This is a genomic window from Facklamia sp. P12937 (assembly GCF_050409505.1).
Taxonomy (GTDB): Bacteria; Bacillota; Bacilli; order Lactobacillales; family Aerococcaceae; genus Facklamia.
In genome coordinates this window covers 18881-38697 of sequence record NZ_JBNUPI010000009.1, presented here as the reverse complement: position 1 = coordinate 38697, position 19817 = coordinate 18881, and the positions used below count along the sequence as shown (strand labels likewise).

The window sequence follows — 19817 nt, the reverse complement described above, 5'->3', positions numbered from 1 at the left end:
AGATGTTATTAATTAAGAATGTGCGAATGCTAAATCGTCAAGGTGGATTTCAAGCAGTAGAGCTTTTAATTAAAGACCAAAAGATTAACGCGATTGGTCTAGATCTGTTGAATGAATTATCTCATGAAGAGCTTAAAATTTTTGATGGTCAAAACGGTTTAATTACTCCGGGGCTAATTGATTTGCATGTTCATTTTCGTCAGCCTGGTTTCGAAGGAAAAGAAACCATTGAAACCGGCTCAAAAGCAGCGGCTCGAGGCGGTTATACACAAGTTTGTGCAATGCCAAATCTAAATCCAGTTCCAGATAATCTAGCAGATTTTACAGCTTTGATGCAATTAAACGAGCAAGAAGCTTGCATCAAAGTACATCAGTATGCACCGATTTCACTAGAAATTACTTCCGAAAAAGAATTGGTTGTTTTTCCTGCTTTAACACAAGCAGGAGCTGTTGCCTTTACCAATGATGGCAAGGGCGTTCAAACAGCTGGTTTAATGCTTCAAGCTATGCAAATGGCTGAGCAATTAGACCGACCAATTGTGGCCCATACTGAAGATAATTCTTTGCTTTTTGGAGGGGTCATGCATAAGGGGAAGGTAAGTGAAAAGTTAGGTTTACCAGGAATATACTCTGCGACTGAATCCAGTCAGATTGCCAGAGATTGTATTTTGGCTAAAGAGGCAAACTGCCACTACCATGTCTGTCACGTTTCAACTAAAGAAAGTGTAGCGGTTATTCGCGCTGCCAAAGCTGAGGGCGTAAAAGTAACTTGTGAAGTTTGTCCCCACCATCTTCTCTTGTGTGATGAAGATATTCCAACTGATGATGGCAATTGGAAGATGAATCCACCATTAAGAAGTCGCGCGGATCAAGCAGCCTTAATTCAAGGTCTACTAGATGGAACGATTGATTGTATAGCAACCGACCACGCTCCGCACATGGCAGAAGAAAAGAATCAGAGTATGCTTAAAGCACCTTTTGGTATTGTGGGATCAGAAACTGCTTTCGCTTTGCTGTATACTTATCTTGTTGAACGAGGAATTTGTAGTTTAGAACAGTTAATCAATTGGATGGCATGGGAACCAGCTAAAATCTTTAATATACCAGCTTCCGATCTTACTGTGGGGTCTATTGCTGACCTAGCTATTTTCGACATTGACCATGAATATCCAATCGATCCAAAGGAATTTGCTTCTAAATCGACCAATACACCCTTTGTAGGTTGGCAAGTTAAAGGTAAAACCTTAGCAACTATTTATCAGGGCCATCTTGTTTATCAGGCGTAAGAATATCTCATGAATTTTTGCTAGAGGCTAATGGCTATTCTTTAGAATGGAAATAAAATAAAGACAGGCTCTTTTGTTTGTGCTAAACTGAACATGAAGTTTTTAATAAATAGAGGAGTTTTATCAGTGAAATCAATAGATAGTTTGACCCTAGACGATCTAATCGAATGGCTAGCTCAAAGAGGAGAAAAGCCATACCGGGCAGATCAAATCTGGCAATGGCTTTACCGTCACCATGTGGCGTCCTACGAAGAGATGACTAATATCCCCAAAACGATTTTAGAACCTTTATCCGAGGAATTTATTTTTTCTCCCTTAAGGGCAAAAATTGTACAGAAAGCCCAAGATAAAACCACTAAATTTTTGTTTGAATTACAAGATAAATCAATGATTGAGACGGTTTTAATGTATCATCATTATGGTATTTCAGTGTGTGTCACAACGCAAATTGGCTGTAATATTGGCTGTAAGTTCTGTGCTTCGGGTTTGATACCCAAAGTAAGAGATCTAGAAACAGGTGAGATAGTCGCTCAAATCATGTACGTTCAACGACACTTGGACCAATTAGGTCAAGGAGAAAAGGTTTCGCATATTGTGGTTATGGGTATAGGTGAGCCTTTTGATAACTATGATAACGTGATGAAATTCTTAAGAATTGTGAATTCAGATAAGGGACTAGCTATTGGGGCACGTCATATTACTGTCTCAACTTCTGGCTTAGCACCAAAAATTCGTGAATTTGCTGATGAAGGTTTACAAGTCAATCTAGCAGTTTCCCTCCATGCCCCTAACAATGAGACTCGTTCTTCGATTATGAAGATTAACCGAGAATATCCCATTGAAGAATTATTTGATGCTATTTATGAATATATTGAAAAAACCAATCGCCGGGTAACTTTCGAATACATTATGATTGATGGTGTCAATGATACACCTCAACATGCTAAAGAATTGGCAAATCTGTTGAAACCGATGCTGAAATTAGCTTATGTTAATTTGATTCCTTATAATCCGGTTGCAGAAAATTCTTTCCGGCGTTCTAAGGCTGAAAATATTGCGCAATTCTTTGATATTTTAATGAAAAACAAGGTTAATTGTGTTGTTCGTAAAGAACACGGAACAGAAATCGAAGCGGCTTGTGGGCAGTTACGGTCTCAATACGAACGTCAAAGAAGAGCTAAAACTGCTAAAAAGACTAAAGAAGAAATCCGTCAATTTTCACAAGCACGTAAAGCTGCAAAGGCAAATGAGTCTAATAATCAATGATAAAGTAATCTTAAAGCGATTAAAATAAGCCCTCAAAAACGAAGATCTTTGGTCGTGTTTTTAAGGGCTTTTACTTTTAATATTAAAAGTTCCGGAGATGTCTATCACATTCTTAAGAAAGTATGATATAATTTCCTAGATAGTCCATATAAAGGAGGGCAACTATGTATAACGCTTTAATGATTTCATTAATTGTAGTATCTATTTTGATTATTTTATTAGTTATTATGCAACCATCTAAGAGTAATGCTGCTTCAACTTTAACAGGTGGAGGAGACGATGGCTCTGTTAAATCAAAAGCACGTGGCTTTGAAGCCTTTTTAATTCGTGCTACAACCGTTTTAGGCGTGCTGTTCTTTGTCATTGCCTTAGCTTTAGCTTACTTATCGGCTAAATAATCGTTAAAGATTTTGAATAGACGCACATGTCGGCTCATTAGGCCACATGTGCGTATTTATTTAGAAACAGAGGAATTTCTTTAGTTTCCAACAAGGTTTAGATACAATGATAATAAGAGGTTAGGAGTGAAAAGTGTGATGAATGTTCCATTTGATAAGGCGGTTTATTTAGAAGGTCAAGATAAGAAGGTAGGGATCCTACTCTTCCACGCTTATACGGGATCAACACGTGATATGAACCTATTAGGAAGGCTATTGAATCGCCAAGGCTATAACGTATTAGTGCCACAATTTAGTGGTCATGATACACAAGACATCAAATCAGTTTTGGATTTTTCTCCAAATATTTGGCGTCAAGAAGCCAATGATGCTTATCATTGGATGCTAGGACAAAAATTTGAGCACCTTTTAGTCTTTGGTCTTTCATTAGGTGGAGTTATGGCTACAGATATTATTTCTCAGAAAGATTTTCAAGGAAGTGGTGGAGGAATCTTTAATGCGCCGGTTATGACTGAGGAACCGATCAATATTTCCAACTCATTTATGCATTTAGGTAAATTTTTGGCCAGTCAACGACATGATACAGAGACATTTATGGAAGAGTTTGATGATATATTGGCAGGCCATTGGCAACAAATGAAAGAATTAGAAGAAATTAAAGAAGAAATCGCTTCACAGTTGGTGAATGTTAAGGTGCCTTTTTATATCGCTCAATCAGGCCAAGATGAATTAATTGAGCCAGATGATTCTTATTTATTACAAGATCATTTGGTAAATGCACGCATTGATTTTCATTATTTCCCACATAATACACATTCCATTCCTACAAACCGTGATCGTAAGGCTTTTGAAAAATCAGTTTTAGATTTCATCAAGCAAGTGACCCAACCCTTTTAGGGTGAGAGAGGAGAATAAATTTGAGTTTATCTAGACTAGAAAAAGACATTATTGTTTTTTTACAAGGGAATAAAGAGGATTCCTTTTCGGTGGAACAGCTTTCCCAACATTTTAATTATCGCGGAACCAAAAATTATAAAAAATTAATTAAAGCTTTAGCCTTTTTGGAAAGAATTGGCGAAATTCAATTAACATCTGAGGGCCATTTTAAAGCTTTTTCTTCAAACGAAGAAGTTATAGGAGTATACAGAGCGAATGAAAAAGGCTTTGGCTTTGTATCTCATGAAGAAGGTGAAAGTGATTTCTTCGTGCCTAGAGGTAAAAACGGAGGAGCCATGGAAGGAGACACAGTCCGTGTTCGAATCGTTAAACATGTTAATCCTACAACAGGCAAAGGTTCGGAAGCTCAAGTGCTTGAAGTAATAGACCGTAAAGTTAGTCAGTTAGTTGGCGAGTTTTATGGTTTTAATCAAGAAGAACGTGAAACCACAGGCTATGTAGGATACATTAAGCCTCAAGGCGAATTTCCAGATGAGACTAAAATTTTCATTCGTCCAGATGGTATTCATCCAGCTAACCACACTATTTGTATTGTAGAAATCGCTGAATACCCAGATAGCCATAAGCCCAATGAAATGGTAGGCCTTGTGACTAAAGAAATTGGCCATAAAGACGCTCCAGGTGTTGATATACTAGCCGTTCTCTTCCAATTTGGTATTCCGCACGAATTTCCAAAAGAGGTGGTCAAAGAATCTGAAGCCGTAGAGCAAACAATTAAATCTGAAGAAATCCAAGGACGTAAGGATTTACGTGATCAATTAATCATTACAATTGATGGAGCAGATGCCAAGGATTTAGATGATGCCATCAGTTTAGAAAAAATTTCGGATAAAGAGTACCAATTAGGTGTCCATATTGCCGATGTATCGCATTATGTAAGACCAGACACTGCTATTGATCGCGAAGCTTATGAGCGAGGAACATCTGTTTATTTGACAGATCGCGTGGTCCCTATGTTACCGCAAAGATTGTCTAACGGTATTTGTTCTTTGAATCCTCATGAGGATCGCTTAAGTCTAACTTGTGAGATGGTGATTAATAATCAAGGGCAAGTAATTAAGCATCGCATTTTCAAATCAGTCATTCATTCATCCTATCGGATGACCTATTCAGATGTGAATGCTATTTTAGATGGTGATCCAACTTTAAGACAAGATTATCAAGAAATTGTTCCTATGTTGGAGGACATGGCTGAGTTACATGATATTCTCTATCAGATGCGTCGACATAGAGGAGCACTCGATTTTGATGCGCCTGAAGCCAAGATTTTGGTAGACGAAAAAGGACACCCGACAGAGATTGTTTTACGTGAGAGGTTTACTAGTGAACGCTTAATTGAATCCTTTATGCTAGCTGCTAATGAAACGGTGGCCAAAGATTATTTAGCTAAGCAGCTACCCTTTATCTATCGAATTCATGAGCAGCCAGACTCTAATAAAATAGACCGTTTTGCGGAATTCATCTCAAGTTTTGGGGTCATTCTTAGGGGAAATACTGAAGATATGGCACCGAAGGCCTTGCAAGAGGCGCTTAAACAGGTCAAGGGTGAAGATTACGAACAAGCTGTTTCAACTATGATGCTAAGGTCGATGCAACAAGCCAAGTATTCAGATGAAGCAGCAGGTCACTTTGGTTTAGCAGCAGAAGACTATACACATTTCACTTCGCCAATACGCCGTTATCCTGATTTGATTGTTCACCGTCTAATTAGTCAATATTTATTAGGCAATCCTTCAAATAAGGAGATTTCTAAGTTAGAAGATCAACTGCCAGCTATAGCGACTCATGCTTCTAAAATGGAGCGCCGGGCGGTTGATGCAGAAAGAGAAACTGATGCTCTCAAGAAGGCTGAGTATATGATGGATAAAGTTGGAGAAAGTTTCTGGGGAACTATTTCATCGGTTACCTCTTTTGGAATTTTTGTAGCGCTTCCCAATACAGTAGAAGGACTTGTCTCTATTCAAAATTTAGATGATGACTATTATCATTTTAATCCAGAACACATGCTGTTGATTGGTGAGCGGACACATAAAATCTTTAGAATCGGGCAAAGGGTTAAAATAGAGGTTGGTAATGTCAGTATCGAAGATCGACAAATTGATTTTAAGCTAATTGAAGCAGAAGCAGTAGAAGGTATCGATCCAAAAATCATTCAATCTTCAACAAAAAATAAGAAAAAGAATAAATCGAACAGACAAAACAAATCAAATAAAGCGAATCCTAAAATGGGTAAAAATTTAGCAGGTAAAAAAATTTCTGCTAAGGGAAACTTTAAGAAAGCAAAAAGAACTAAGAAAAAGAAATACTAGGAGTCCATCAGATGCTAGTAGGTGATGTAAAATAGACTCCTAGCACTAGCAAGGAGATTTTATGGCAAATAATAAAGCAGTACACGATAAACCACTGGCCCAAAATCGAAAGGCCAGACATGATTATGAGATTATTGATACTTATGAAGCGGGTTTAGTCCTCAAAGGAACAGAAATTAAATCCATTCGAGCAGGAAAAATAAATATTCAAGATGGCTTTATTTCAATCTATGGGGGCCAAGCCTGGGTAAAGAATGTTCATATAAGTCCTTATGACCATGGTAATTTATTTAATCATGATCCTTTAAGAGATCGAAAGTTATTATTACACCATAAGGAAATAGTGGATATGGACCAAGCAACGCGTCAGAAGGGAATGACCATTGTTCCCCTAAAGGTTTATTTAGTTAGGGGTCGAGCTAAGCTATTAATAGGAGTTGCACGTGGTAAACATCACTATGATAAGCGACAGGCGCTCAAAGAACAACAAGCTAAGCGAGATATTGATCGGGCTCTCAAAGTAAGATAAATTAAAACAGCAAGCACTCTGGAGGATTTGAGAATGCTTGCTGTTTCTTCGTTAACTGGCCTTAGAATCCTGATAAAGATTCCCATGCCATTGGAGGAGGTAATTTAGTTGAGGTAAGTCTTGTTTCTTTTCGAATGACTCACCAGAAGAAAGCCTTGAGTCGAAAATTAATTCGTCCCTAGAACTTAAAACCTTACTTGTTCCTGAATTAAATTCAATCTGAAACTCTTTTTCAATGGTTCCTACCCATTGCGATTCTTTTTGTTTAGTAAGTTGTTTGTTTAGCCGATAGCCTTGCGAACTGAGGAATATTTGACTAGCATCGAAAGAGCTTTCCTTAGAAGAATTAGGAAAAAGAGTCACTTGGCCATTAGCTAACCATTCGCCATCAGCTTCTATTATTGAAAAGCTTGACTCAAAATTGGATGGATATTCTATAAAAATAAGCGTTTTATAGAGTAAAAGTAAAGACTCAATGTCTAAAGTATCAACTTCGATTAAGTTGACTGTTTGAATTAAGGAATCACTTGTAAACAGGCCCAAGTCATTTAAGCTTTCTTTTTGTAGAAGTTGGCATTCTCTTTGAATAGATTCTTCTATGCTTTTTGTCCATTGGTCTTGGAGAACAGGACGCAGGTTAAAATCTGTTAAAAGAGTTTGAATTTGTAATTGGTAATAATTATTTGACTGGTGGATTCTTTGTCTTTGGAGAGCATTAAGTTGAATGACTCCTAAGTATATAACTTGGCTTAACATCATAAAACATAATACCATTGGTAGGATAAGCCCTTTTTTATGTTTCATCAAAATCTTCCGTTCTTATGTAATCAGTATGAAAGGTATGTGAGAAGATTTGACCATTGGTTAGCTCCACGGAGATTGTTATAAAAGGTTTTTCGGAATTTAGATGCCAAGATTTTACTTGAAAGAGGTAAGGGTGATGTCCGGGTCTGCGATAAATCTTTTGATTTCTTAAAATGACTGAGCTCTGTTCATAGTAATCCTCTTTGAGACAAAGATTTATTTCTTGTTCAGAGACACCTATAATTAAAAAATGATCAAATTCACTTTCCATCATCAGTGTGAAGTGCTGCCAATCTAGCGAACGATCTTGCCGCATATTTTCATCTAATTTGCGGTAATGTGAAACACTTATCATGAGAGTGTTCATTATTAAAGCAACAATAGAGAGTGTAATAAGGCACTCAATTAAAGTGAAGGCCCATTTTGACTGTTTATAAGGTTTGAATAGCTTGAATTTCAATCTGATAGGCACTCCCTCTCTTAAACTCTATTTGACAGGAATTAGTGTCGCATGAAAAATCATCAACCTCGACTGAAAATAATAATTGGTAACTTTCCATTGTAGATTGAATAAGTGTCTCTTTTTTTATTGAATCTAAATCAGAAAGTTGAATGTCCGCCAGTTGATAAAATAATTGCCATTCATTATTTTCTGATTTTAATTGTTTAAAAGTCCTTAATTCTTGGTTAAAACTGGGTAAATAAAAGCTCAAAATCCAAGACAAGATCAATAAACCTACTAATGCTTCAATTAGACTACTTCCCTTTTTGCTCCTTAAAAACAAATTGACCACTTCCTAGTTGAAAAACAAGCTCAAAATTATCGCCTTCTGCATTTTCAAAGTAAACAGTTTCAAAATCATTAATACGACCACTACTTAAGTAATAAAAAGAAAAAGAATTAAGTAAATTTAAATGTTTAGGGAGTTTGAGTTGACTAAAATTTTTGCGGGATTCTACTTGCCAGAAGTAGACTACTCCTCTTTTACTAAAGACAATCTGAACTGGATCTTGATCAATAATTGCTTTATCTTGAGCTAAATGTAGCTGACTCTTCAGTTGGTCTTTAAAAACTTTTGTCTGATAATCAGCTTTTAATTGTTGATAGGGTAAAGCAATTAGCAAAATCATCAATATACTAAAAATTGAAAGTACGCACAAAGCTTCGATTAGGGTAAAGGCTGATTGATTTTTTGATTTCATTAAGGGGTCAGTATTTGACTGAGGACTTCAGCTTCAATTCTCTCAGTCGCTTCGTCTGCTTGCTTTTGAGTGAGGTAACCTTCAGCAACCAAAGTTTCTAAGCTTAAAGGCTCTTGGGTATCCTCTACTAGATAATAGGCATCCGCTTGAGTTTCAACAATCTCTGTGATATTTTCAACTGCTTGTTGGTCAATACGATCTTTTTGGCCAGAAACATTGGGAATAATAATAGCCATTAATAGTGAAACAATAATAAGAACAATTAGCATTTCGATAAGTGTGAACGCTCTTTTAGACTTTAATATTTGACAAGACTTGACTTTTCTGATGGTTCTTTCTTTCATAATAGCTCCTTTTCATATCTCCATGGTTAACATCGGCAACATTAGAACAAGGTACATGGCCATTACAATAATAGCGATAATTAAAAACAGTATGGGTTGCACTAAAGTGAGCTTCTTATTAAGATCTTCGACCACCTCCTCAAATATTTTTTTAGCATAAAGCTTACATTTTTGACCGGTCTGACTGGTTAGTTCACCCTGATATATGACTAAACTAAGTGTTTTAGTGAAAATACCCATGTTTTCTAATGAATCGCTCAACTCGCTCCCAGCCAAAAATTGTTGCTGCAGATAATCAGCTATTTCACTGATTAAAGGATCAATGGGATATGAGATTAAAAGATCTAGTGTCTCTTGCATGGAAAAGCCAGCTGCGTAAAAATATGAAAGTTCATCAGCTAGACGATAGGATACATATTTCCTAATTAGCTTTCCAAAGAGAGGTATCTTAACTAAGTGTTGAAATCTGTTAATAACAGGGAGTCTTAATAAATAAAAATCAATAGCTAAGTAAATAATTAAAATGACTGCTAAAAAGCTGATGCTAATTTGTGGAAGAAAGGTAAAGAGAATGAGTAAATAACGAGCTAATAAATGAGTTTTTAAAATTTCTTGATCGATGAAGGATAAAATATGTGGAAGCATCCAATGTCTCATTGCAAACAATAAGCAGGAGAGAAAAAGCATTAAAAAACAGGGATAGATAAGTGTTTTTATTAATTTTTTTTGATAGCTTCTAATCTTTTTTAAATGGTTTACAATTTCAAAAAGCGCTTGAATAAATCGGCCTTGTCTTTGAGCAAAAAATAATTGAGCGGCAATTCGGTTTGAATACCCATAGTTTAAAAGAACTTGATCAAAGCTTTGTCCTACATTTAATTTTTCCAGCATTTGATTAATAATTAAAATTCTTTTAGGTAATAGTATTTTCATAAATTGCAGACTTTGATAAATTGAGAAACCTTCATCAAGCATTTCAGCTAAAACCTGTAAAAAATATATTTTTTCCTCTTGATTAAAGAGCAATTTTTCTTTATTAAAGAACTTCAAAGTGTTCATACTCTTTTTTAGTGATGTATCCATAGGCCCATGCCTTTCTTAGTTGGTGATTAAGGGGCGAGAAGTTTAAAGGTAAATTAAAATGATTCAAATATTCTTTCAATTGTTGGCCATCTAATATTTCGAACAAAGCGGCTCGGTGAAATTTTTTAGGAATATGATTGCAGGATACTTGAACACTACTTTTACAAAAAGGACAAAAGCGAGGCACTAGTCTTTGTGAGATGACACCAATGAGAGATTGTTTTAATTGTTGCTCACTAATGGTTAACTCTTTAAGACGCGCAATCACTCCGAAAGTATCTTTAGCATGGATCGTTGCAATCATCAAATGCCCGGTTAATGCACCTCTTAAAGTCATACGCGCCGTCTCCTCATCCCGAATTTCTCCAATAAAAAGAATATCGGGATGATGTCTGAGTGATGATTTAATCAGTAGGTCATAAGAAATACCTATTTTTTCATTTACCTGCGTTTGTAAAAAAGAAGCTTCTTTGATTTCTACAGGGTCCTCCATAGTAATAATTTGTAACTTTTCTTCATTCATTCTTTCTCTTAAAAGTTGATAGATCGTCGTGGTTTTACCTGAATTGACTGGGCCAGAAATTAAAATCATCCCTGATTTTCTTCTAATTAATTTCCGAATGCGGTCAATTTGATTGGGAAAGTAGCTGTTGATTTGTTGAAAATTATGAATTTTACTAAAAATCACTCGAACCACTAAGGACTCTATGAGGTTGACGTTAGTAATAGTGGACAATCTTAATTCAATCGTTTGTTCTTCTGAGATCTTAAACGGACAAGCACCTGATTGGGGCCGTCTTTTTTCACCGACATCCATATTGGCTAAAAATTTATAATGAGCGATTATTTTTCTTCCTAGACTTAAAGGGACATTTTTGTGGAAGTGGAGTTGACCATTGACTCGAAAGAAGATTTGATAGTTATCAATTATTGGCATGAAATGAATATCGGAAGCCAACAAACTGATGGCCTCGTTAATCAATGATTTAGAAAGTTCTTCGATCATCAACTCACCCTTTTGATTAGTCTAATGATAAATACAAGATAAAGGTTAAAAGGGTGCTTATATTTTTTCTCAAATAAGCGTCTCAGTGTCTAACTATACCTATATATGAAAGTATGATAGAATAAATTGACAACGAGTGTTTAGCTCACCCACCAGTTGAAATAAAAAATAATAAAGGAGTTTTATTACATGATTTTTAAAGTAATGTACCAAGAAAGTAAAGATCAAGTTCCAACAAGAGAAAGGACACTTTCCCTTTATCTTGAAGCAGAAAATCGCGTAGAAGCGATTGAAAAAGTGACTCAAAATACATCTTACAACATCCAATATGTCCAAGCCTTAGATGAGGCGCATTTGGCATATGAAAAAGAACAAGCAGGCTTTAAGTTGGTGGAGTTCTAAGATGTCAGTAAATATTAAAAATAATGAAGTAGGCGTATTTGCCTTAGGCGGTTTAAATGAAGTTGGTAAGAATATGTATGGCGTCCAATTTCAAGATGAAATTATCATTATGGATTCTGGTGTGATGTTCCCAGAAGACGAATTGTTAGGTATTGACTATGTCATTCCTGATTATCAATACCTATTACAAAATCGTAATAAGATTAAGGGAGTTATTATCTCTCACGGTCACGAAGACCATATAGGTGGAATTCCATTCTTATTGAAAGAGATAAACGTGCCTATCTATGCTGGCAAGTTAGCCTCAGCTTTAATTCGTAATAAATTACAAGAACGTGGACTGTTGCGTGATGCAGAAATTCATGAAATTGATGAAGATTCTGTGATCCGTTTCCGTAAAACAAGCGTTAGTTTTTATCTAACAACTCACTCCATTCCAGAAGCATATGGTGTGGTAGTTAAAACACCTCCTGGAAATATTGTCTTTACAGGAGATTATAAGTTCGATTTCACACCGGTAGGCAAACCAGCCGACTTACATAAGATGGCACGAATTGGTGAAGAAGGAGTCCTATTATTACTAGGTGATTCAACAAATGCCGAAGTACCAACCTTTACTAATTCAGAAAAAATTGTCGGCCGTTCGATTCGCAACATTATCCAAAAAGAAGAAGGACGCGTTATTTTCGCTACTTTCGCATCCAATGTGTCTCGATTGCAACAAGTCGTAATGACAGCCTATGAGACAGGTCGTAAGATAATTGTTTTCGGTCGTTCGATGGAATCTTCCATTAAGACAGCTAGAGAATTAGGTTATGTGGATGACAAAGGGGCAGATATTTTCATTGAACCAAGAGATATTAATAAATATCCTGCTAATAAGATTTTAATTCTATGTACTGGTTCACAAGGGGAGCCAATGGCAGCTTTAAGCCGTATCGCTAATGGTACGCACCGACAAATTTCGCTTCAACCTAATGATACCGTTATTTTCTCTTCTTCACCTATTCCAGGAAATACTATGAGTGTTAACCGTGTCATCAATCAATTAAGCGAGCAAGGTGCCAAAGTGATTCATGGAAAGGTCAATAATATTCATACTTCTGGTCACGGTGGTCAGCAAGAGCAATTATTAATGCACCGTTTAATGAAGCCTAAATATTTCATGCCAGTTCATGGGGAATATCGCATGTTAAAAATCCAATCGGAATTAGCTCAGATGACTGGGATTCCAAAAGAAAATTGCTTTATTATGTCTAATGGCGATGTTCTAGCTCTTACTGCCGACTCTGCTCGTGTAGCAGGACGCTTTCCTGCTCAGGATGTATATGTCGATGGTAATGGTATTGGTGATATTGGTAACATTGTACTGAGAGACCGTAAAGCTCTGTCAGAAGAAGGACTAATCATTGTTTCAGCTACTATTGACTTTGAAGCTAAACAATTGATTGCCGGACCGGATATTATGTCTCGAGGCTTTATTTACATGCGAGAATCAGCAGACCTGATCAATGATATTCAAAATAAGGCGCGCGCAATTATCAACCGCGGCTTAAATGAGTCAGGCGCTAATATAAATGAACGGAGCGTGCGAGATCTATTGCTCAGTCAATTAGAACCGGCTATTTATCAGAAGACGCAGAGAAATCCGATGATTATGCCGATTTTATTAGATATTAATAAAGGGGTAAGACCTCATCAAACGAAGTAGCAGTTAGTATTAGAGTTAAAACAAGTAAAGGAGCGATCATATGTATAGAATCAACAAATTACGTCAATCACTTAAAGAACAAAAATTCGATGCAATCTATGTAACGGATATGTTAAATATAAGATATTTAACCGGCTTTACCGGCTCGGCTGGTGCCGTATTTGTAACTCAAGATAAGGCCTTCTTTATTACCGATTTCCGTTACAATACTCAAGCTAGTCATCAAGTTAAGTCTGCAACAGTTGTTATCCATCAAAACGGAGTAGATCAAGAAGTTAAAAACTTAATCGATCAAGAAAAGGTTCAAACACTAGCCATAGAAGCAGATAATATGAATGTCAGTCAATATCTAAAAATTAAAGATCTATTTGCAGCAGATATTAAAGCAAGTCAAGGGTTAATCGAAAAAATTCGCTTAATTAAAGATGAATCGGAACTTGAGACCATTCGACAAGCATGTGAAATTACCGATCAAGCGTTTGAACATATCTTAACCTTTATTAAACCTGGTGTAACTGAAATTCAGGTTGCTAATGAGTTAGAAGCTTTTCTTAAGGATAAAGGATCAACAGGCATGTCTTTTGATACTATTGTCGCTTCAGGTGAACGCTCTGCCATGCCTCACGGTGTAGCGAGTGAAAAAGTGATTGAAGATGGCGATATTGTGACGCTAGACTTTGGTTGCTACTATAAAGGTTATTCGTCTGACATGACTCGTACGATTGCGGTAGGATCGATATCAGATAAAATGAAAGAAGTCTATGAAATTGTACTTGAAGCACATCAACGCGTAATCAGAGAGGCTAAAGCTGGCATGACTGGTAAGGAAGTAGATGCGATAGCTCGTGATTATATTACGGAAAAAGGCTATGGTGAGTACTTTGGACACTCTACTGGCCACGGTGTCGGTTTAAATGTCCATGAAGAACCTGCAGTCTCTAGTCGTTCTGAAGCGGTTTTAGAGACGAACATGGTAATTACTGATGAACCCGGTATTTACTTACCAGGTATCGGTGGTGTTCGCATTGAAGATGATTTAATTGTGCAAGCAGATCGTGTAATACCAATCAACCGTAGTCCCAAAGAATTAATAATTATATAGGAGGCTAAAGGATGTTAAATAAACAAACTGTCGCATTTGAATCTCTCAGCGAACAATACTTAGGCGAAATTAATATTACGATGGGTGTCTTGGAAGACATTGCAGCCAAAGCTGCTTCAGAAATTGATGGTGTACTTAGTTCATCACAAAAAAAAGAAGCAGGAAAATTTTTGCGTATTCAAGGATCAGGTGTTAATGCTAAAATGCGTCAAATTGAAGACCGTATTTCGATTGATATTAATGTAAGCATTGCTTACGGTAAAACAGTTCCAGTTATAGCCGCTGCTATTCAAGAACGTGTTAAAGAACAAATTCTATACATGACAGATCTTATCGTCAGTGAAGTGAATGTTCATGTCCAATCGATTGATACAGAACCAAAAATGAATTCAGAGTTAAAAACTATTAGGAATAGCGAAAAAGAAATCGGAGAATAGGATGAAAAAATTATCACGTCATCAGCTAAGAGAAAAAGCAGTCCAGAGTTTATATCAATTAGTAATTGCTAGTGACCAGTTTCAAAGTGAGGATGCTGTAGAATTCGCTTTAGAAGCCGGTAATGATCCTGAGAAGGGATACTCAGGTGAGATAGATTCTTATCTAATAACCTTAGTTAGAGGAGTAAGAGACAATCAGTTGGCGTTAGATGATATGATTAAACAATATCTCAGCCAATCTTGGACTCTTGATAGAATAGCAAGTATTGATCTAACCATTTTACGCTTAGCTTTTTTTGAAGTGCTCTTCATTGACGAAGAGAAAGTTCCAGCCAAAGTAGCGGTTGACGAAGCGATTGAATTATCTAAGACTTTTTCAGATGATCGATCACGACAATTTATCTCAGGTGTTCTCGCTAAACTTTTAGCTAACCAAATCTAAATGGCGCCAGAAGAAGAATGTGAAGAAATTATTCTTTTTCTGGCTTTTTTCTTATAAGAATTTATTAAAGAAATGGGTATAACTTGTATAAGTATTTTAGGATGGATATAATCAAAGTGTCATCATATTAATTTAAAAGGAGCATAAAATTATGAAAAAACAAAAAGTTTTACTACTTGCTTTAGCTGCTTTAACAACTTTTCCAGCCAGTATGCCTTTGATTAGCCAATCAGCTATGGCAGTTGAACAGGCTGAGCAAACTTTGCAAGTAGAAAAATTAGCTTTAGGAGCGACTTTAAATTCACAACAAGCCCAACAAACCATTCAATTATTAGGCGCTAATCAGGTAACTCCTGAGAATACAATTTATGTTGACGGTGTGATGATTGATCGCTATTTAAACATTGGATCAGATGCTTCAACAGATGTATACTCGTCCGTATATATTAAGCCTCAAGCACCTGGTACAGGAATTAAAGTTCAAATTGTAACGCCTGAAAATATCACTGCTGTTTCAGCGACAACCTATCAAAATGCAGCTATTACTGCAGGGGCTCAAAATGCTTTATTAAAAATTGGTAGTTTTTTACCTGTAACGGGTGAGGGGGCACTTACTGGCTTATACGCTCTATTAGAGTCACAAGGTGTAGAAGTTAAGCAGCATGACATGCAAACGGCACAAAAAGAAATTTCTGTCGTAAATAATGTTAAGACTGAAACAGGGTTAACCGATGCACAAGTAAACGTAATTATTGCTGAAATTAAGAAAGAAGTTGCTGCTCAAGTTCAAAATAATGGTCAAGTAAACTCGACTGAAATTGTAAACACAGTTGTAAATAATGTTATTAATAACACTAATATTGAAGGCGATGGCAATGTTGTCGATAATTCAGTTGCTACCGATGTAAAGATTTCTAATCAAACGAAGCAAGAATTAGAGAAATATGCCAATGATTTTGCCCAGACCGATGCTGCTGCTAATGAAGACACTGTTCAACAACTAGATGCATCAATCGAAGACAAAAAATGGGACAATATTCTTGCTCAACTAGAGCCTAAAATGACTATTGATGAAATTAAAGCAGTAGAAACACCTGATTTTTCTGATACTGAAAAGTATCACGAAATTTTACCTGCTTTATACAATCGTTTCAAGCAAGCAGTCGATCAGGGGATCCGTGTAGATGATATCTATGCTCATACTTTTATTCTTGAAGCGATTCAACCAAATTTAACAGTTGAAACGAAAGCAGAGTTAGATAATTTTAGAGAATTGCTTTATCAATATACAGCAACCTTTGAAGGAAATATAAAGGCACTAGCTGAAAGTGAAGGCTTCGAATTCCAACCAATCAAAGATCAGTGGATGGCTAAATTACAAGAAGCTGAAAATCTTAAAACTTCTGATGCAGCTTTAGCTGAGATTATTCAGTTAATAGCTAATGCCACAGGATACGCTCCTCAGGTCTATACGTTTACTGATATTGAACAGGATGATAAAGTGATTAATCTATCTGTAGCAGAGGAAACACATTCTAAGGTGATTAGATTAGCTCGTTTTGAATATGACTTAGAAACAGGAGTAATTAGTGAAGTGGATCCAGCGTCATTAGAAGCTGTGCCATTAAATCAGGATACCTATGATTTCAATGCTGTTTATGGTGTCAATGTTGAAAATAATTATATTGCTAATAAAATCCCAGTTGATTATAGGATTCCTGGTTACACACCAGTTGAATCCACTGAAGAAGAAACAACTTTAGAAGAAATGGTTGAAGAGCCAGTTGATTCTGTAGAAACTCAAACCCCTGCAGAAGAGCCAACAGAAGAACTTCTTGAGGAAGAAGCACCAAGTGAAGAAAGCGTGGATGAGACAGTTCCAACTGAAGAGACAGAGAGTGTCGATCCAGTGTAAACTGATAGATGGTCTTAAGCTATAAAAAGAACCAGGGTCAATGATTGCCTGGTTCTTTTTGTTTTCTAGTTCTCTGAATTAGATTGTGCTAAAATAGAAAAGAATGATATCAAGAGAGGTGATGGAGTGACCCAAGATCAAAAGAACTATATCACGGTAGGAGCCTTATCAAAATATATCAGTCAAAAATTTGATCGTGACCCGCATATTCAAAGGATTAGAGTCTTGGGAGAGATTTCTAACTACCGTTATCGTCCTAATTCTCATCAATATTTTTCTTTAAAAGAAGGCCAAGTCCAAATTAATGCGATTATGTTCAAGAGTCAATTTCACCGTTTAAAATTCCAATTAGAAGAAGGCATGAAAGTTTTTGTAACGGCTAGAGTAGGAGTTTATGAAGGTGGAGGAAGGTATCAACTTTATGTTGAAAATATTGAGCCTGATGGAATTGGCTCTTTATACCTAGCACTTGAACAATTAAAAGAAAAAATGAAAGCCCAGGGACTTTTTGATCGTCCCAAGAGAAAAATATGTAAATATCCTAAACGACTAGCAGTGATAACTAGCCCATCGGGTTCTGTCATACGTGACATTATTACGACTGTTCAACGTCGTTATCCAATTGTCGAAATTGTTGTCTTTCCTACTAAAGTTCAAGGTAAGGAAGCGGCTAAAGAAATTGTTGCGTCATTTAAGCGGCTAGAAGAAAGCACTATTTCTTTCGATGGTGTTATCTTAGCACGCGGAGGTGGTTCGATTGAGGACTTATGGTGTTTTAACGATGAAGGAGTTGCCCATGCTATTCTTGCATGTCCCTTGCCAGTAATATCTTCGATTGGCCATGAAACCGATACTACGATTGCTGATTTAGTGGCTGATTTAAGAGCTCCAACTCCGACTGCTGCAGCGGAACTATCTGTTCCTGTGCTGCAAGAAGTTTTAATGACGATTAGCCAGCAACAAGTACGATTAATAAATGCTTTTCGAGGGCGCTTAGAATGGTCTCAAGAGCGTCTGGCAAGATCTGCTCGATCATATGTTCTTACTCAGCCAGAAAGACTGTACCAATCCTACGTGCAGAGTGTTATGCATTTAAATGAACGATTGAAAATGCGTCAAGAACAATATTTTTCACGCCAAAAACAAAAAATCAATCAACTAAAACAGGCTGTATATGCTTATAATCCTCAACAACAAATTAGCTACCGTCAAGAAAAATTAGGGACACTTCAACTAAGTTTACAACGCTCCTTCAATGATTATTTAAGAAGAAAATACGATAGGCACATGAAGGCAAGTGCCTTATTAGATGCATATAGTCCGCTGAAAATAATGGCAAGAGGATATTCTTTAGTTGAAAAAGAAGGTCAACAAGTAACTTCAAGTCATCAATTAACTGAAGGAGACCGTTTAAATATCCAATTATATAAGGGGTGTGCGAATGTTTTAGTAGAATCACTCGATAAAAATGAGCCAATAGATAGGGAGGATTAATCGATGACAGAAAATAAAACAGTAGAATCAACCATTAGTTTTGAACAAGCTTTACAAGAGTTAGAAGAAATTGTTCAACAATTAGAAAGAGGGACACTACCACTTCAAGATGCCTTACAAGCCTTTCAAAAAGGAATTTCATTAAGTCAGCATTGCCAAGAAGAATTAACGGAAGCCGAAGCGACAGTTACCAAAATGATGACTGAATCGGGATTACAGCCTTTAGATGAGGAGAATAAAACAGAATGATATTAGGTGGGCCCTTACGTTCCAAATTTGAACAGGCTTTGCAAGAGCAAGTTATCTCTTTAAATTCACCTTTAGAAATGGTGAAGCCAATGGTCTACTCGCTTAATAGCGGTGGAAAGAGATTAAGACCCTTACTTTTACTGACAACTATTGCGATTTTTAACAAAAAGAAAATTGATCAGGCTATGTTAACAGCCATTGCTTTAGAATTTATCCATACTTATTCTTTAATCCATGATGACTTACCAGCCATGGATGATGATAAACTGCGAAGAGGCCAACCAACCTCTCACGTTAGGTTTGATGAAGCCACAGCAATCTTAGCTGGTGATGCCCTTCAAGCGGATGCTTTCGCAATTTTATCTAAAGATGAAAGCTTGCAAGCCCATCAGAAGGTCGCTCTGATCAGAGAATTGGCTCATGCTGCAGGTTCATCTGGAATGGTTGCTGGACAGCTTTATGACATTAAGGCAGAAAATAAAACGATAGACATTGAGCAGTTACAACAAATTCATTTGATGAAAACTGGCCTTTTATTTATATTTGCTATGAAAGCAGCTACAATTATTTTAGAGGCTGATCAAGCTGAAAGCGATCTAATGATTACTTTTGGACAGCACTACGGTGTTGCGTATCAAATTCATAATGATCTAAAAGATGTCATAGACTTGAATGAAGAAGTGGATAGCTTAACTTACTCAGATATTATCAATCATAAATCAACTTATCCTAGTCTTTTAGGAGTAGGACAAGCTAAAGCGAGTTTGATTGAAGAAATCAAGTTAGCAAGAAAAGCTTTAAACGATTTAGAAAAGCTTAGCCATAAATCTTTCAAACAGTTAGATAACTTTCTATCACCTCTTGAAAAACACCTATAAGG

22 protein-coding genes and 1 pseudogene are annotated in these 19817 nt (G+C 36.5%); 15 read left to right on the top strand and 8 right to left on the bottom strand.

Annotation, left to right across the window (positions count from 1 at the left end; translation table 11 throughout):
* Positions 1-2 precede the first annotated feature (2 nt).
* The 6 genes from ACQV2R_RS04615 to smpB all read left to right on the top strand — a co-directional run bounded on the left by ACQV2R_RS04615 (position 3) and on the right by smpB (position 6745).
* Positions 3-1286 carry a dihydroorotase gene (locus ACQV2R_RS04615; protein WP_428891875.1) on the top strand — a complete coding sequence of 428 codons (1284 nt, stop codon included), beginning with the start codon at positions 3-5 and terminating at the stop codon, positions 1284-1286.
* Between the two features lie 126 nt (positions 1287-1412).
* Positions 1413-2552 carry a 23S rRNA (adenine(2503)-C(2))-methyltransferase RlmN gene (gene rlmN / locus ACQV2R_RS04610; protein WP_428874266.1) on the top strand — a complete coding sequence of 380 codons (1140 nt, stop codon included), beginning with the start codon at positions 1413-1415 and terminating at the stop codon, positions 2550-2552.
* A 164-nt stretch (positions 2553-2716) separates the two neighbouring features.
* The gene (gene secG, locus ACQV2R_RS04605) at positions 2717-2950 is read left to right on the top strand and encodes a preprotein translocase subunit SecG (RefSeq protein ID WP_090290184.1); all 234 of its coding nucleotides are present in this window, start codon (positions 2717-2719) and stop codon (positions 2948-2950) included.
* A gap of 126 nt (positions 2951-3076) precedes the next feature.
* Entirely contained in the window at positions 3077-3847 is a 771-nt protein-coding gene (locus tag ACQV2R_RS04600) for an alpha/beta hydrolase (protein ID WP_428876150.1), read from the top strand.
* A 20-nt stretch (positions 3848-3867) separates the two neighbouring features.
* Positions 3868-6216, top strand: coding sequence for a ribonuclease R (gene rnr, locus ACQV2R_RS04595; protein ID WP_428891874.1), 2349 nt, complete (start codon positions 3868-3870; stop codon positions 6214-6216).
* 61 nt (positions 6217-6277) lie between these two features.
* A complete protein-coding gene (gene smpB / locus ACQV2R_RS04590; RefSeq protein ID WP_428874269.1) occupies positions 6278-6745 on the top strand; it encodes an SsrA-binding protein SmpB in 468 nt (155 codons plus the stop codon).
* A gap of 51 nt (positions 6746-6796) precedes the next feature.
* Here the strand turns inward: smpB and ACQV2R_RS04585 are convergent, their stop codons facing one another.
* The 8 genes and pseudogenes from ACQV2R_RS04585 to comGA all read right to left on the bottom strand — a co-directional run bounded on the left by ACQV2R_RS04585 (position 6797) and on the right by comGA (position 11185).
* Positions 6797-7549 (bottom strand): hypothetical protein, encoded by a 753-nt coding sequence (locus ACQV2R_RS04585; protein ID WP_428874270.1) that lies wholly within the window; start codon positions 7547-7549, stop codon positions 6797-6799.
* Complete coding sequence (locus tag ACQV2R_RS04580; protein ID WP_428874297.1) at positions 7539-7904, bottom strand: competence type IV pilus minor pilin ComGF; 366 nt, start codon at positions 7902-7904, stop codon at positions 7539-7541. Before ACQV2R_RS04580 ends, ACQV2R_RS04585 begins: the two co-directional genes overlap by 11 nt.
* A gap of 9 nt (positions 7905-7913) precedes the next feature.
* Positions 7914-8021, bottom strand: a pseudogene (locus tag ACQV2R_RS04575) (prepilin-type N-terminal cleavage/methylation domain-containing protein); the annotation flags it as partial.
* Positions 7981-8334: a pilus assembly FimT family protein gene (locus ACQV2R_RS04570; protein ID WP_428891873.1), complete on the bottom strand. Its 354-nt coding sequence runs from the start codon at positions 8332-8334 to the stop codon at positions 7981-7983. The gene ACQV2R_RS04570 and the pseudogene ACQV2R_RS04575, both read right to left, overlap by 41 nt.
* Entirely contained in the window at positions 8306-8752 is a 447-nt protein-coding gene (gene comGD / locus ACQV2R_RS04565) for a competence type IV pilus minor pilin ComGD (protein ID WP_428875304.1), read from the bottom strand. The genes ACQV2R_RS04570 and comGD overlap by 29 nt, the downstream gene beginning before the upstream one ends.
* Positions 8752-9096: a competence type IV pilus major pilin ComGC gene (gene comGC / locus ACQV2R_RS04560; RefSeq protein ID WP_428874273.1), complete on the bottom strand. Its 345-nt coding sequence runs from the start codon at positions 9094-9096 to the stop codon at positions 8752-8754. Before comGC ends, comGD begins: the two co-directional genes overlap by 1 nt.
* 12 nt (positions 9097-9108) lie before the next feature.
* Positions 9109-10155, bottom strand: coding sequence for a competence type IV pilus assembly protein ComGB (gene comGB / locus ACQV2R_RS04555; RefSeq protein WP_428885208.1), 1047 nt, complete (start codon positions 10153-10155; stop codon positions 9109-9111).
* Complete coding sequence (gene comGA / locus ACQV2R_RS04550) at positions 10133-11185, bottom strand: competence type IV pilus ATPase ComGA (RefSeq protein ID WP_428874277.1); 1053 nt, start codon at positions 11183-11185, stop codon at positions 10133-10135. Before comGA ends, comGB begins: the two co-directional genes overlap by 23 nt.
* A gap of 189 nt (positions 11186-11374) precedes the next feature.
* On the opposite strand from comGA, the gene ACQV2R_RS04545 reads away from it, so the two are divergent.
* The 9 genes from ACQV2R_RS04545 (at position 11375) to ACQV2R_RS04505 (ending at position 19815) form a co-directional block, all read left to right on the top strand.
* Positions 11375-11587: a DNA-directed RNA polymerase subunit epsilon gene (locus ACQV2R_RS04545; protein ID WP_428874278.1), complete on the top strand. Its 213-nt coding sequence runs from the start codon at positions 11375-11377 to the stop codon at positions 11585-11587.
* A 1-nt stretch (position 11588) separates the two neighbouring features.
* Positions 11589-13298 (top strand): ribonuclease J1, encoded by a 1710-nt coding sequence (gene rnjA / locus ACQV2R_RS04540; protein WP_428874279.1) that lies wholly within the window; start codon positions 11589-11591, stop codon positions 13296-13298.
* A gap of 40 nt (positions 13299-13338) precedes the next feature.
* Positions 13339-14400, top strand: coding sequence for a M24 family metallopeptidase (locus ACQV2R_RS04535; protein WP_428874280.1), 1062 nt, complete (start codon positions 13339-13341; stop codon positions 14398-14400).
* A gap of 11 nt (positions 14401-14411) precedes the next feature.
* Positions 14412-14837 carry an Asp23/Gls24 family envelope stress response protein gene (locus tag ACQV2R_RS04530; RefSeq protein ID WP_428875302.1) on the top strand — a complete coding sequence of 142 codons (426 nt, stop codon included), beginning with the start codon at positions 14412-14414 and terminating at the stop codon, positions 14835-14837.
* Position 14838: 1 nt separating this feature from the next.
* Positions 14839-15279, top strand: coding sequence for a transcription antitermination factor NusB (gene nusB, locus ACQV2R_RS04525; RefSeq protein ID WP_428874282.1), 441 nt, complete (start codon positions 14839-14841; stop codon positions 15277-15279).
* Between the two features lie 151 nt (positions 15280-15430).
* A complete protein-coding gene (locus ACQV2R_RS04520; RefSeq protein WP_428891872.1) occupies positions 15431-17194 on the top strand; it encodes a DUF1002 domain-containing protein in 1764 nt (587 codons plus the stop codon).
* A gap of 126 nt (positions 17195-17320) precedes the next feature.
* Positions 17321-18688: an exodeoxyribonuclease VII large subunit gene (gene xseA / locus ACQV2R_RS04515; RefSeq protein ID WP_428885188.1), complete on the top strand. Its 1368-nt coding sequence runs from the start codon at positions 17321-17323 to the stop codon at positions 18686-18688.
* A 3-nt stretch (positions 18689-18691) separates the two neighbouring features.
* Positions 18692-18937, top strand: a complete 246-nt coding sequence (locus tag ACQV2R_RS04510) for an exodeoxyribonuclease VII small subunit (protein ID WP_428874285.1) — start codon at positions 18692-18694, stop codon at positions 18935-18937.
* Complete coding sequence (locus ACQV2R_RS04505; RefSeq protein WP_428874286.1) at positions 18934-19815, top strand: polyprenyl synthetase family protein; 882 nt, start codon at positions 18934-18936, stop codon at positions 19813-19815. The genes ACQV2R_RS04510 and ACQV2R_RS04505 overlap by 4 nt, the downstream gene beginning before the upstream one ends.
* Positions 19816-19817 lie beyond the last annotated feature (2 nt).

What these genes read in the sequence shown, in the direction of transcription:
- ACQV2R_RS04615 (WP_428891875.1), top strand. Translation starts at nt 3, where the DNA reads ATGTTATTAATTAAGAATGTGCGAATGCTAAATCGTCAAGGTGGATTT.
- secG (WP_090290184.1), top strand. Translation starts at nt 2,717, where the DNA reads ATGTATAACGCTTTAATGATTTCATTAATTGTAGTATCTATTTTGATT.
- smpB (WP_428874269.1), top strand. Translation starts at nt 6,278, where the DNA reads ATGGCAAATAATAAAGCAGTACACGATAAACCACTGGCCCAAAATCGA.
- ACQV2R_RS04585 (WP_428874270.1), bottom strand. Translation starts at nt 7,549, where the DNA reads ATGAAACATAAAAAAGGGCTTATCCTACCAATGGTATTATGTTTTATG.
- ACQV2R_RS04580 (WP_428874297.1), bottom strand. Translation starts at nt 7,904, where the DNA reads ATGATAAGTGTTTCACATTACCGCAAATTAGATGAAAATATGCGGCAA.
- comGD (WP_428875304.1), bottom strand. Translation starts at nt 8,752, where the DNA reads ATGAAATCAAAAAATCAATCAGCCTTTACCCTAATCGAAGCTTTGTGC.
- comGC (WP_428874273.1), bottom strand. Translation starts at nt 9,096, where the DNA reads ATGAAAGAAAGAACCATCAGAAAAGTCAAGTCTTGTCAAATATTAAAG.
- comGB (WP_428885208.1), bottom strand. Translation starts at nt 10,155, where the DNA reads ATGAACACTTTGAAGTTCTTTAATAAAGAAAAATTGCTCTTTAATCAA.
- comGA (WP_428874277.1), bottom strand. Translation starts at nt 11,185, where the DNA reads ATGATCGAAGAACTTTCTAAATCATTGATTAACGAGGCCATCAGTTTG.
- ACQV2R_RS04545 (WP_428874278.1), top strand. Translation starts at nt 11,375, where the DNA reads ATGATTTTTAAAGTAATGTACCAAGAAAGTAAAGATCAAGTTCCAACA.
- rnjA (WP_428874279.1), top strand. Translation starts at nt 11,589, where the DNA reads ATGTCAGTAAATATTAAAAATAATGAAGTAGGCGTATTTGCCTTAGGC.
- ACQV2R_RS04535 (WP_428874280.1), top strand. Translation starts at nt 13,339, where the DNA reads ATGTATAGAATCAACAAATTACGTCAATCACTTAAAGAACAAAAATTC.
- ACQV2R_RS04530 (WP_428875302.1), top strand. Translation starts at nt 14,412, where the DNA reads ATGTTAAATAAACAAACTGTCGCATTTGAATCTCTCAGCGAACAATAC.
- nusB (WP_428874282.1), top strand. Translation starts at nt 14,839, where the DNA reads ATGAAAAAATTATCACGTCATCAGCTAAGAGAAAAAGCAGTCCAGAGT.
- ACQV2R_RS04520 (WP_428891872.1), top strand. Translation starts at nt 15,431, where the DNA reads ATGAAAAAACAAAAAGTTTTACTACTTGCTTTAGCTGCTTTAACAACT.
- ACQV2R_RS04510 (WP_428874285.1), top strand. Translation starts at nt 18,692, where the DNA reads ATGACAGAAAATAAAACAGTAGAATCAACCATTAGTTTTGAACAAGCT.
- ACQV2R_RS04505 (WP_428874286.1), top strand. Translation starts at nt 18,934, where the DNA reads ATGATATTAGGTGGGCCCTTACGTTCCAAATTTGAACAGGCTTTGCAA.